General features: G+C 58.0%; 10 protein-coding genes. 8 read left to right on the forward strand and 2 right to left on the reverse strand.

Features of this window, described 5'->3' with window-relative positions; translation table 11 throughout:
* Nucleotides 1-90 precede the first annotated feature (90 nt).
* The 3 genes from ACO07T_RS16475 to ACO07T_RS16485 are packed head-to-tail and all read left to right on the forward strand — an operon-like array spanning nucleotide 91 to nucleotide 3,121.
* Nucleotides 91-1,356: a sugar ABC transporter permease gene (locus tag ACO07T_RS16475; protein ID WP_209063393.1), complete on the forward strand. Its 1,266-nt coding sequence runs from the start codon at nucleotides 91-93 to the stop codon at nucleotides 1,354-1,356.
* A gap of 22 nt (nucleotides 1,357-1,378) precedes the next feature.
* Complete coding sequence (locus tag ACO07T_RS16480) at nucleotides 1,379-2,143, forward strand: ATP-binding cassette domain-containing protein (protein WP_422050287.1); 765 nt, start codon at nucleotides 1,379-1,381, stop codon at nucleotides 2,141-2,143.
* A 51-nt stretch (nucleotides 2,144-2,194) separates the two neighbouring features.
* Nucleotides 2,195-3,121 carry a glucokinase gene (locus ACO07T_RS16485; RefSeq protein WP_422050288.1) on the forward strand — a complete coding sequence of 309 codons (927 nt, stop codon included), beginning with the start codon at nucleotides 2,195-2,197 and terminating at the stop codon, nucleotides 3,119-3,121.
* Between the two features lie 56 nt (nucleotides 3,122-3,177).
* Here the strand turns inward: ACO07T_RS16485 and ACO07T_RS16490 are convergent, their stop codons facing one another.
* Nucleotides 3,178-4,608, reverse strand: a complete 1,431-nt coding sequence (locus ACO07T_RS16490; protein WP_422050289.1) for a multicopper oxidase domain-containing protein — start codon at nucleotides 4,606-4,608, stop codon at nucleotides 3,178-3,180.
* A gap of 63 nt (nucleotides 4,609-4,671) precedes the next feature.
* Here ACO07T_RS16490 and ACO07T_RS16495 point away from each other — a divergent pair, with 63 nt between their 5' ends.
* On the forward strand, nucleotides 4,672-5,154 hold the full coding sequence (locus tag ACO07T_RS16495) for a MarR family winged helix-turn-helix transcriptional regulator (RefSeq protein ID WP_422050290.1): 483 nt from the start codon (nucleotides 4,672-4,674) through the stop codon (nucleotides 5,152-5,154).
* 65 nt (nucleotides 5,155-5,219) lie between these two features.
* Here ACO07T_RS16495 and katG read toward each other — a convergent pair whose 3' ends face one another.
* A complete protein-coding gene (gene katG, locus ACO07T_RS16500; RefSeq protein ID WP_422050291.1) occupies nucleotides 5,220-7,403 on the reverse strand; it encodes a catalase/peroxidase HPI in 2,184 nt (727 codons plus the stop codon).
* Between the two features lie 110 nt (nucleotides 7,404-7,513).
* Here katG and ACO07T_RS16505 point away from each other — a divergent pair, with 110 nt between their 5' ends.
* From ACO07T_RS16505 to metG, 4 genes are all read left to right on the forward strand, one after another.
* Nucleotides 7,514-8,428 carry a LysR substrate-binding domain-containing protein gene (locus ACO07T_RS16505; RefSeq protein WP_422050292.1) on the forward strand — a complete coding sequence of 305 codons (915 nt, stop codon included), beginning with the start codon at nucleotides 7,514-7,516 and terminating at the stop codon, nucleotides 8,426-8,428.
* Nucleotides 8,429-8,532: 104 nt separating this feature from the next.
* Nucleotides 8,533-9,627 (forward strand): HNH endonuclease, encoded by a 1,095-nt coding sequence (locus tag ACO07T_RS16510; protein ID WP_422050293.1) that lies wholly within the window; start codon nucleotides 8,533-8,535, stop codon nucleotides 9,625-9,627.
* Nucleotides 9,628-9,722: 95 nt separating this feature from the next.
* Nucleotides 9,723-10,970: an MFS transporter gene (locus ACO07T_RS16515; RefSeq protein ID WP_422050294.1), complete on the forward strand. Its 1,248-nt coding sequence runs from the start codon at nucleotides 9,723-9,725 to the stop codon at nucleotides 10,968-10,970.
* 158 nt (nucleotides 10,971-11,128) lie between these two features.
* Nucleotides 11,129-12,844 (forward strand): methionine--tRNA ligase, encoded by a 1,716-nt coding sequence (gene metG / locus ACO07T_RS16520; RefSeq protein ID WP_422050295.1) that lies wholly within the window; start codon nucleotides 11,129-11,131, stop codon nucleotides 12,842-12,844.
* The last annotated feature ends 60 nt before the right edge of the window (nucleotides 12,845-12,904 follow it).

A 12,904-nucleotide genomic window follows, 5' to 3' on the forward strand; every position in this document is an offset into this window, starting at 1 on the left:
CACAACTGCAAAAGACTTTGCTGTCGCGGCCCGGGTCGCACAGGCTGGCCCTGTACACCCAAATTCCGGCGCTCAAAAAGGTAACGCACAATGCAAAAACAAGCCAAAAACCTGATCGACAAGCTTGGGCTGGATGTCCGTCTGCTTGGCATGATCGGCGCGCTTGTGGTGATCTGGGTTGTTTTCGGCATCTTCACCGATGGCCGCTTCCTATCTCCACGTAACTTCTTCAATGTCTCGGTCCAAACCGCCTCTGTCGCCGTGATGGCCACCGGCATGGTCTTTGTGATCGTGACCCGCAACATCGACCTGTCCGTCGGCTCCATGCTGGGCTTCATCGGCATGACCGTCGCCGCGCTTCAGGTGCAATGGCTGCCTCAGATTGTTGGCCTCGGCCATTGGTCGATCTGGATCATCGCTGTGTTTGCCGCTGTGTTCATGGGGGCGCTGCTCGGCGCGTTTCAGGGCTGGATCATCGGCTATCTCACTGTGCCGGCCTTCATCGTGACACTGGGTGGCTTCCTCGTCTATCGCGGTGCCATGTGGTGGGTCACCAAAGGCCAGACCCAAGCCCCGCTTGACCCAACCTTCCGCCTCCTTGGCGGCGGCGCAGAAGGCACTTTGGGCGAAACGCTCAGCTGGGGTTTTGGCATCTTTGCATCCGTTGTCGCCGTCGCCCTCATGCTGATGAGCCGCCGCAACAAAGCGAGCCACGGCTTTACCGTAAAGCCGGTCTGGGCCGAAGGCGTCCTGATCGCGATCGCTGCTGGCCTGATCATGTGCTTTGTGTGGATCATGAACAGCTACCCGATCCCCAAAGGCGCGATGCGCCGCATGACCGAAGCGCAAGGGATCGAATACACCGACGGTCTGGTCTGGAACCACGGTGTTGCCATCCCTGTTGTGATCCTTCTGGGCGTTGCGATTGTAATGACCATCGTCGCCACCCGCACCCGCTTTGGCCGTTATGTTTACGCCACCGGTGGCAATCCTGAAGCGGCAGAGCTCTCCGGCATCAACACCCGTCTTCTGACCGTGAAAATCTTTGCCCTGATGGGCGCACTGACCGGGATCGCCTCCATCATCGCCTCAGCCCGCCTGAACGCGGTAGACGTGGGCCTCGGCACACTGGACGAGCTGCGTGTGATCGCGGCAGCCGTGATCGGCGGCACTGCATTGGCAGGCGGCGCAGGCACCATCTACGGTGCTGTCATCGGCGCCCTGATCATGCAATCCCTGCAATCGGGCATGGCTTCCGTGGGTGTGGACGCCCCGCTGCAAAACATCGTTGTAGGCATCGTTCTCGTCTTCGCCGTTTATGTCGACATCGTCTACCGCCGCCGCACTGGCGCGTAACCGGCGCATAAGGAGTTCTATTATGGACAAGCAAACCCCTCTCGTAGACATGCGCGACATCCACATCTCCTTTGGTGGGATCAAAGCGGTCGACCATGTCTCTGTTGATCTACACCCTGGCGAAGTGGTTGGCCTTCTGGGTCACAACGGCGCAGGCAAATCCACCCTGATCAAGATCCTGTCTGGCGCCTACCAGGCTGACGGCGGCGAGATCTACATCAACGGTAAAAAGGCAGAGATCCACAACCCGCGTGATGCGCGCAAATACAACATCGAGACCATCTACCAGACCCTTGCGCTGGCCGATAACCTCGATGCTGCCTCCAACCTGTTCCTGGGGCGCGAGCTCACCACCGCCTTTGGCACCGTGGATGACGACGCGATGGAGGCCGAAACTCGCAAGATCATGGGCAAGCTCAACCCGAACTTCCAGAAGTTCTCCGAGCCTGTCTCTGCCCTTTCAGGTGGTCAGCGCCAATCGGTTGCCATTGCGCGCGCAGTTTATTTTGACGCCAAGATCCTGATCATGGATGAACCCACCGCCGCCCTTGGGCCGCATGAGACCCAAATGGTGTCTGAGCTGATCCAACAGCTTAAGGCCGAAGGCATCGGTATCTTCCTGATCAGCCACGACATCCACGATGTCATGGAACTCTGTGACCGCGCCTCAGTGATGAAAAATGGCCAGCTCGTCGGCACGGTGGACGTGAAAGACGTCACCGACGACGACCTCCTCGGCATGATCATTCTGGGCAAACGCCCCGAAGGCGTCCCTGTTCAGGGCTGAATAAATTCGCTAAACGAACCAAAACAGATGAACCAAGAAAGTTGCGGGCGCATGACCTACCTTGTCGGCGATATCGGAGGCACCAACACCCGTCTGGCACTGGCCGGACCGGAAGGCGTGCATCAGGAAACGATACTGCGCGCCCGCAATGACGACTTTGACAGCTTTGACGCTGTCCTCGCGCATTTCCTCGCGACCCAGAGAACCGGCCACCTTGATGGCATCTGCATCGCCATCGCTGGCCCCGTGCAAGCGGGCGAAGGCCGCCTCACCAACCGCAACTGGGCGCTCTCTGCCGCAGGCTTTGGCGTACAATCCGGCGCAGCACGTGCCGAGCTGATCAACGACCTCGCCGCCCTCGGCTACGCCCTGCCCCGTATCACGCCTGAGCATATCTTTGGCACCCGCGTCGCCCCCACCAATGGTCAATCTCTGGTCACGGGTCTGGGCACGGGCTTTAACGTCAGCCTCACCAAACAGACCCGCCACGGCGATACTCTGGTGATTGAGGCCGAGCTCGGACACGCCGAAGTGCCCCACAGCATCGGCCAGCTGATGCAAGACGCCCTTGGTGCAGAGGCCGCGCCTCTCAAAACTGTCGAAGACCTCTTTTGCGGCCCCGGTCTTGAACGCCTGCATAGCCTTCTGAGCGGCGCAACGCTGGACGGTGGCAGCATCATCGCAGCCTATGAGGCAAACGACGAAGCCGCGACGGCCACGGTAGAGCTCTTCACCAAGGCGCTGGCCTATCTCACCCGCGCCCTGATCCACCAATACCTGCCGCGTGACGGCATCGTCTTCGCCGGCAGCGCCGCCCGAGGCGTGCTGGGCAGCCGCGCCCTACCGCTGTTTGTAGAGACACTGGAATCCGAAGGCCCCGGCATCGTCGCCCCAGCCACGATCCCGCTCAGCGTCATCACAGATGATGCTGCAGCGCTGCAGGGGTGCCTGCAGCACTTGGTGCAAACCGCGCGCTGAAGCTCTATCGGCTAGTAAGGGCTGCCAGCGGCTTTTTTGTTTGGCGCAACCAACGTCTAGCTAACCGTGAACTGACCCATCATACCGCAGTCCTCATGTTCAAGGATGTGGCAATGATACATATAAGGCGCGTCCTTCGTGGCCTCATAGTCAAACCGGACCAGAACCTCCGACCACCCTTCTTCCACGTGAACCATGTCCTTCCAACCAGCGGCATAGGCTGGCGGCGGGGCATCATTTTGACTGAGGATGCGGAAAGAACACCCATGTATGTGAAATGGATGTAATTGGTCATCCACCGAGATACGCCAAATCTCGGTATCGCCTTTGCGCACTTCTTCGTCGATCCGATCCATTTTCATTGGCTGGCCATTGATTGCCATTGCGCCCGCATCGCCGCAAAAATTGTCCCACGCCAGAGCGAGCGCCGCCAAGTCGGCTCCCACATCCATTTCTAGCTGGAAAGAGCGCGTAACAGTGGCATCCTCCGGCTTTGGTGGTTCAAGGATCGCCAGTTGCGTCGGCATCGCCCCATCAAACCCTTTGTCTGCCGTGCGGGTAAGCGACAGAGCTGGAACAGTTTGGCCTCCGCCAAAGAGGTTTTCAAAGAAACCACCGCCGTCCCCATTCAGGTTCACGTTCAAGGTGTTCGTTTCAAAGGTCTTCATATCGACCAACACTTCATAACGTTCGCCCGGCGACATCAAAATGCTCTCAACCGCAACCGGAGCCGAAAGAAACCCGCCATCTGATGCAATCACAGTGATGGGCCCGGCTTCCATCGAAAGCCCGAGAAACCGTGCATTGCAGGCGTTCAGAATGCGCAGTCGGACAAGACCCGTAGGTACATTCTGACCAACAGGGGCGATGGCTCCGTTTACCACCAGCGTATCCCCTTCAAACCCGTCCTCAAAGACGGCTGCAGACAGCTCGTAGGTCATGCGCCCATTTGCGTCGAACATCTTGTCCTGCAGGACCAGCGTGAAATCATCCACGCCGTAGGTCTTGGGGAGGTCTGCTGACAGGCTGGCGTCATCTTCGACCAGCAGAACACCCGCCAGACCATTGTAGGTCTGACGTGCCGTCTTGCCGTGCATGTGCGAATGAAACCAGTTCATTGAGGCTTGCTGGACAATCGGGACATCCGGCGACCAGACGGCATCGGGCGCGATCTCCTGATGAGGTCCGCCATCGACATCTCCGGGAATGTGCAGCCCATGCCAGTGAATTGTCGAGGTATCACCAATATTATTGGCGACATCACAAGGAAGCGTCTGCCCCTGCTTCACCCTCAGAACGGGACCGAGGTAGGCGTTATTTATCCCAAAGGTGTCACTCGCAGTCCCGGTTCCAAAATCATGTCGACCTATGCCCAGAGAGAGAGGAACTCGATCTTCGATCCCGCCCGTTAAGTCTGTCAAAGGGATGAGTGGAAGTGGACGCATCGCAGGTTGTGCCCAGCCGAGGCCACCACCAGTAAGAAGCATTCCTGCTCCAGTGGACTTCAAGAAAGTTCTACGATCCATTGAACCCCCCAAAGAACGTCAACTATGGTTGATATAGAAGTAGCAAGAAGTGATTTGTCAACCGTGATTGATAAAAAAGACGACGCCTTTCTCGGGCAAAACATCAAAGGCATGATGATGACGCTGATCGCGCGCTGGAATGCTGAAATGGATGAGGCACGCGCAGAAACAGAATTTGCAGATGTGCGCCCGGCAGACATTCGGGTTTTTGCACAACTGCGGGGGCGCACCGTAAAACTGTCGACAATACACCGCGAGATGGGCTTTTCGCGGCAGGCAGCGCAGCAAGCCGTGGAGCGTCTGACTGGTCACGGTATGATCACAGTGCAATCTGATCCCCAGAGCAAACGCGACAAGCTCGTTTCCATCACGCCCAAGGGCCACCGGTGGCGCACAATCGCGGCCGAGCAAATTCGAAGAATAGAAACCGAGATAGGTGAGGCTATCGGTTCAGATGGCAAGGAAAGCCTGCGTCGGCACCTGATCACGCTTACCGGAAATACATGATCCCCACCCCAAACAAAAAAAGGCGCAGCCTAGGCTGCGCCTCTCTCATCTCTTATCCACTCAGATCACTTCAGATCAAAGCGATCCGCGTTCATGACTTTGGTCCAAGCCGCGACGAAGTCGCTGACCAGCTTGGCCTCACCGTCGCTCTGGCCATAGACCTCGGCCACTGCGCGCAGTTGTGAGTTGGAGCCGAACACCAAATCCACACGGGTGGCTGTCCATTTCACGTCGCCGCTGGCGCGGTCTTTGCCCTCATAGACGCCGTCTTCGCCTTCAGACCACTCGGTGCCCATGTCCAGCACGTTCACAAAGAAGTCGTTGCTGAGCTGGCCGACGCGGTCGGTGAAGACACCGTGCTTGCTGCCGCCGTGGTTGGCACCCAACACACGCAGGCCACCGACCAATGCGGTCATTTCCGGCGCGGTCAGTGTCAACAGCTGTGCCTTGTCCACAAGCAGCTCCTCCGGAGAGATCGTGAACTGTGCCCGCTGATAGTTGCGGAACCCGTCTGCCTGTGGCTCCAGCATGCCAACGCTTTCCACGTCGGTCATCTCCTGGGTCGCATCCCCACGACCCAGGGAGACCGGCACGGAGACGTCATGCCCTGCATCCAGAGCAGCCTTCTCCACTGCCGCGGCACCCGCGATCACGATCAAATCTGCTGTGCTGACAGGCTTGCCAAACGCGGCTTTGACCTCTTCCAGCTTGTCCAGAACGCGCGCCAGCTCTTCAGGCTCGTTGGCCGCCCAGTCTTTCTGCGGTGCCAGACGCACACGGGCGCCATTGGCCCCGCCGCGCATGTCGCTGCCACGGAATGTGGAGGCAGACGCCCAGGCGGTTTTCACCAGATCGCTCACCGACAGACCGGAGCCGATCACAGCCGCCTTCAGTGCAGCCACATCGTCGTCAGACAGGTCGGTTTCGCTGGCCGGAACCACATCCTGCCAGATCAGCTCTTCCGCTGGCACTTCTTCCCCCAGATACCGGGCACGTGGGCCCATATCGCGGTGGGTCAGCTTGAACCAGGCGCGCGCAAAGGCATCGGCGAACTCTTCCGGGTTCTCATGGAACCGTTTGGAGATCGGGCCATAGATCGGATCCAGACGCATCGCCATATCGGCGGTGGTCATCATGGTCTTCACCTTCTGGCTTGCGTCATGGGCCGCTGGCGCCATGTCTTCTTCTTTGACGTCGATTGGCTCCCAGATCCACGCACCCGCGGGGCTCTTGGTCAGGTTCCACTCATAGCCAAACAGCAGGTCAAAATAGCCGTTGTCCCACTGGATCGGGTTTGCGGTCCACGCGCCTTCAATGCCGGAGGTGGTCGTGTCGCCGCCCTTGCCGCTGCCGTGCTTGTTGATCCAGCCAAAGCCCATGGCTTCGATCGGGGCCGCTTCCGGCTCCGGGCCGACCAGCTCAGGGTCGCCCGCGCCATGCGCCTTACCAAAGGTGTGGCCACCAGCCACCAGCGCCACGGTCTCCTCATCGTTCATCGCCATCCGCGCAAAGGTCTCGCGAATGTCACGACCGGAGGCCAGCACGTCCGGCTGCCCGTCTGGGCCTTCCGGGTTCACATAAATCAGACCCATCTGCACTGCGGCCAGCGGGTTCTCCAGGTCGCGCTCACCGGAGTAGCGGGAGTTGTCCGCATCAGAGCTCGCAAGCCATTCCGCTTCCGCACCCCAATAAACGTCCTCTTCCGGCTCCCACACATCTGCGCGGCCACCGGCAAAGCCGAAGGTGGTGCCACCCATGCTCTCAATCGCCACGTTGCCCGCGAGGATATAGAGGTCCGCCCAGCTGATCTGGTTGCCGTATTTCTGCTTGATCGGCCACAACAGGCGACGCGCCTTGTCGAGGTTACCGTTGTCAGGCCAGGAGTTCAGCGGCGCAAAACGCTGCTGCCCTGTGCCGCCACCGCCACGGCCGTCCGCGGTCCGGTAGGTCCCGGCAGAGTGCCACGCCATACGGATAAACAGACCGCCATAGTGACCATAGTCCGCAGGCCACCAGTCCTGACTGTCTGTCATCAGCGCCGTCAGATCTGCCTTCAGCGCCTTATAATCCAGTTTCTTAAATTCTTCCGCATAATCAAACGCGGTGCCCATCGGGTCAGATTTGGCAGAGTTCTGGTGCAAAATCCGCAGGTTAAGCTGGTTTGGCCACCAGTCGCGGTTGCCACGTGTCTTGTTGCTGGTGGCGCCATGCATCACCGGGCAACCACCTGTTTTCATATCTCCGTCCATATCGGTCTCCTGTCGGATAGATGGGTTTGTCGATTCTCTGAAAGCAGTCTAAGCCCAACGCAGGTATTTAAAGAAGTTGCATTTTCCAATCGGTTTAATAAGTAAAACAAATGACAAATCTCACGCTCCGCCAATTGCGCTACTTCGAAGCCCTTGCCCTGCACCGTCACTTCGGTCGCGCGGCTGACGCCTGCGCCATCTCCCAACCGGCTTTGTCCCTGCAAATCAAAGAGTTGGAGGAGGATCTTGGCCTCCCCCTGTTTGAGCGCTCCAGCCGCCAAATTCGTCTCACGCCTTTTGGGGAAGACATGGCAGAACGTGCCCGCAACGTGCTGCGCGGTGTGGAGGAAATCGGCGAAATGGCGCGGATGGCGCAATCGGGTCTCGTAGGGCGTTTGCGGCTTGGTGTGATCCCCACCATCGCGCCCTATTTGCTGCCCAATCTGCTGCGTCGGCTGAAGACCGATTTCCCCGATCTCACACTGCACGTGCGCGAGACCATGACCGCCACGCTGATTGAGGAGCTGCGTCAGGGCCGCATCGACACCGCGATTGTCGCCCTGCCCGTCTCAGAGCCGACCTTTGAGGAAATGCCGCTTCTGTCGGAAAATTTCGTCTTGGTGCGCCCCAAGTCCGAGGGCGATACCCCCGTCCCGGCACCGGAAAATCTGGAGCGCGAACGTCTGCTTCTTTTGGAAGAGGGCCATTGCTTCCGCGATCAGGCCCTGTCATTCTGCGGCATGCCCACCGCCCGCGCCCATGAAGGGCTCGACGGCTCCTCGCTTTCCACTTTGGTGCAAATGGTCGGCGCAGGTCTGGGCGTGACCCTGATCCCGGAAATGGCGGTCCCGGTCGAAACCCCTTCCGCAGAGGTCACCGTCGCGCGTTTCAAAGGTGTCGAGCCCAACCGCAAAATCGGCATGATCTGGCGCAAAAGCAGCCCGCTTGCGCCGCAGCTGCAGAGGATTGGGTACTCGGTTCAGACAAGTGCGGCGAGCAGCATAAGGTTCGTTACAACTAGTTAAATGCACTCGCCTAAACCTACATCCCCCTCCTGAATTGCAATTCTAGGAAGAATCACAGAAAAGCTACCTTACTCTAAACTTCACGTTGTCGGACACCTTTTCAGATGATCAATGCATACCTAAAACCTGTCTGTTGGAACTCCAATCAATACAAAGCTCCATCTGGAGAACATTCTAGCTCAGGGTACCCGCAGGAAAACGGCTATGGACATGAAGAGTGGAACAACTCTGACAAAATGCTCTTTTTCAAAGATGGTATAAAATATAGAGCGTTTCATGCAGAACAGAGCGGCATTAAGGCAACCAGAAACTGCACCGCATTCCTAGTATTCATCTCGTCTCATGACGGCATTCAACAGATGGTTGGTCTCGCCGCAAAAGCTATTTCACTAGAAGACGACAGGGAAGAACGCGTCAAGCTCTCTAAAGACCTGAAAATTTACGATCTTTGGGAAAGTGCATGGCGGCAGAGCTCTGTTCAGCAGAAATTCAATTACGACCAAAAGAGTTTCCTAGACAATTGGGCAGAAAACACGGAGTGGACGGCCAATTGGATTTGCCCTGACGACTACTTTCTTTGGCTAGACGAACCGGTAACACTGAGTCCCGAAAAAATTAGCGGAAAAGAAAAATTGGTACAAAGGTTTGGCAGTCATCAAAATTTGGATGAGCACCAAATGCGGACCATTCTCAATGTCATTCCTGAAGCGCAGAGACCCCATAAATGGGCCACTATTGTTGAGCTTGTCGAGGCGCTTTCCGAAGCCAAAGACCTGGAAAACATAGACAAAGACCAGTCGCTAGATGAAACCACAAAACAAGCGCTGATAGCTGCAAGAAAAGGACAGGGGGGATTCAGGAGAAAACTGGAGAAACGCTGGGATGGAAAATGTGCTGTCTCCGGGTGTTCTGTCAGAGAGGTAAATCGCGCTTCGCATATCGTGGCGTGGAAAGACAGTGACAATAGGCAGCGTCTAGATCCCTCCAACGGGTTGCTGCTCGCTGCTCATTTTGACGCACTTTTTGACAAGGGCCTCATATCATTTAGTAGCGATGGAGCTCTTTTGATTTCCTCTAAAATCAGTTCAGACGAAATCAATATCCTGAATTTAGCAGGGAATCTAAGAGAGCCCTTGGGCGAAGCAGAAAAGGGATATTTGCGACTACATCGAAACGCATATGGCTTTCCCGATGGATGAGCTAGGTGCCGATTGGTGATCAGCTTTGTTGGTCATTCAGGAACTAGGTCCAACTTTCCCCTAGCATTCCCAACGCTTTGCGGCATTCTGCCCTCATGCGTATGATCCTGACCTTCTCGGCCCTCTTCCTCTCCGTCATCCTTTTGCAGCTCAGCTCCGGCGGCGTGGGGCCATTGGATGCGCTCTCAGGCATCGCGCTTGGCTTCTCCACCGAACAAATCGGCCTTTTGGGCTCAGCCCACTTCCTCGGCTTTTTCATCGGCTGCTGGTGGTCGCCGCGCCTTATGGGCAGCGTCGGCCATTCCCGCGCTTTTGCCACCTTCACCGCGCTTGGGGCCATGGGCCTTCTCGGCCACTTCATCATTGTTGACCCCACCGCCTGGGCGATCATGCGGATCGCATCCGGCCTCTGCGTGGCAGGCTGTTTCACCGTGGTGGAGGCCTGGCTGCAATCCAAAGTCACCAATGAAACCCGCGGCCGCGCCATGGGCACCTACCGCGTGGTGGATATGGTTGCCTCCCTCGCCGCGCAGCTGGTGATCAGCGTTTTGGAGCCTGCCTCTTATGTCTCCTACAATCTGTTAGCGTTGCTGTGCTGTGTCGCCCTGCTGCCGATCACCCTCACAACCTCACCACAACCCAAAACCCCTGCGGCCCCGCGCCTGCGCCCCAAGCTCGCCTATGAGCGCTCACCCCTCGCCGTGGCGGGCGTGATTGTCGCCGCACTCAGCTCCGCCTCTTTCCGTATGGTCGGCCCGGTCTATGGCACCGAGGTCGGCCTGCAGGTCAGCCAGATCGCATGGTTCCTGGCCGCCTTTGTGCTGGGTGGCGCCATCGCGCAATACCCCGTGGGCTGGCTTGCAGACAAATATGACCGCCGCTGGGTGCTGATCTGGCTCTCGGCCGCCGCCGTGCTCAGCTGCGCCACCACCGTGACCCTTGGCGGGGGCAGCACCGCCATGGTGATGCTGAACGCAGGCTTCTTCGGCTTTACCTCCTTCCCGATCTATTCGGTGGCTGCCGCCCACGCCAATGACTTCGCCACGTCTGAGGAACGGGTCGAGCTTTCCGCTGCGCTCATGTTCTTCTTTGCCGTTGGCGCCATTGGCACCCCGCTCTTTGCCTCAGGCCTGATCGAACGTTTTGGTCCTTCAGCGCTCTTCATCATGATCGCCGCAGGTCATCTGCTTCTGATCGTCTTTGGTCTCGCCCGGATGCTCGCCCGTCCAACCGTCGCCGACCGCACACGCTACGTCTATGCGCCGCGCACCTCTTTCACGGTTGGGCGCATCACCAAGCGGCAGCGCGAACAGCCCACCAAGTCTGATGAGCCCGACAAGTGAGGCGCAAAAACCCGCGCAAAAATCCACCGACAATGCACTCCCGCGATACCACCGCGATACAGACGTAATACCGACGCGTTACCAACGTGCGATTTCCCCTGTGGAATTGCTCCGCCCTTTGAGCTAATTGGGGTCGAAACAGTTAAGGGACACCCAAAATGGCGCGCCATCTGATCACCTCGGCCTTGCCGTATATCAACGGCATCAAACACCTCGGCAACCTCGTTGGCAGCCAGCTGCCTGCCGATCTGTTTGCCCGCTACATGCGCGCGCGCGGCCACGAAGTTCTGTTCCTTTGCGCCACCGACGAGCACGGCACCCCGGCTGAACTCGCGGCTGCCAAAGCAGGCAAAGACGTCGCAGATTACTGCGCCGAGATGCACGCCGTGCAGACCAAAATCGCCGAAGGCTTCCGCCTCAGCTTTGACCACTACGGCCGCTCGTCCAGCCCGCAGAACCATGCGCTGACCCAGCATTTCGCAGGCCGCCTTGCCGAGATGGGTTTGATCCGCGAAGTCGCTGAAAAGATGGTCTATTCCAACGCAGATGGGCGCTTCCTGCCAGACCGCTACATCGAGGGCACCTGCCCCAACTGCGGCTTTGAAAGCGCGCGTGGCGATCAGTGTGACAACTGCACAAAGCAGCTCGACCCAACCGATCTGATCAACCCTTATTCCACCATTTCCGGCTCAACCGATCTGGAGGAGCGGGAAACCAAACACCTCTTCCTGTGTCAGTCGCAAATGCGCGACAAGCTGCAGGCCTGGATTGACAGCAAAAGTGACTGGCCGGTTCTGACCACCTCGATTGCCAACAAATGGCTGAACGACGGCGACGGCCTGCAAGACCGCGGCATCACACGCGATCTGGACTGGGGTGTGCCTGTTAAGAAAGGCGGCGAAGACTGGCCCGGCATGGAAGGCAAAGTCTTCTACGTCTGGTTTGACGCCCCCATCGAATACATCGCCTGCGCCCAGGAATGGGTCGACGCCGGTAAGGGCGACGATTGGGAACGCTGGTGGCGCACCGACAAAGGCGCTGAAGATGTGACCTACACCCAGTTCATGGGAAAGGATAACGTGCCTTTCCACACGCTGTCTTTCCCCGCCACCATCCTCGGTTCTGAGGAGCCATGGAAGGCCGTGGATTACATCAAATCTTTCAACTACTTGAACTATGACGGCGGCCAGTTCTCCACCTCACGTGGACGCGGCGTCTTCATGGATCAGGCGCTGGAAATCCTGCCGTCCGACTACTGGCGCTGGTGGCTGTTGAGCCATGCGCCGGAAAGCTCTGACAGCGAATTTACATGGGAGAATTTCCAGCAGTCGGTGAACAAAGACCTCGCTGACGTGCTTGGAAACTTCGTCAGCCGCGTCACCAAATTCTGCCGCTCCAAATTTGGCGAAGAGATCCCCGAAGGTGGCACGCTCGGCGAAACTGAGACCGCGCTGATCAACGAACTCACAACCCGTCTGCGCGCCTATGAGGGCCATATGGCGGACATGGAAGTGCGCAAATCCGCTCAGGAACTGCGCGCCATCTGGGTTGCGGGCAACGAATACCTGCAAACGGCTGCACCTTGGTCCACCTTCAAAGAGGATCCGGAAAAAGCCGCAGCCCAAATTCGCCTCGCGCTCAACCTGATCCGCCTCTACGCCGTTGTGTCTGCGCCGTTCATTCCAGACGCCTCAGCCCAGCTGATGGCAGCGATGCAGACTGAGAACACAAGCTGGCCTGAAGATGTGGCTGCAGCGCTGGACACCCTCGCCGCCGGTCACGCCTTCACAGTGCCCGACGTCACCTTCCGCAAAGTCTCTGATGAAGAGCGCGAAGAGTGGCAGGAAAAATTCGCGGGCAAGCGCGAGAGCTAAACCGCACGTAAGCTGAAATCTTTGGGGCTGCACCTTCTTAAACGTTGGTGCGGCCCTTTA

It is taken from the genome of Shimia sp., assembly GCF_965227725.1.
GTDB lineage: Bacteria > Pseudomonadota > Alphaproteobacteria > Rhodobacterales > Rhodobacteraceae > Shimia.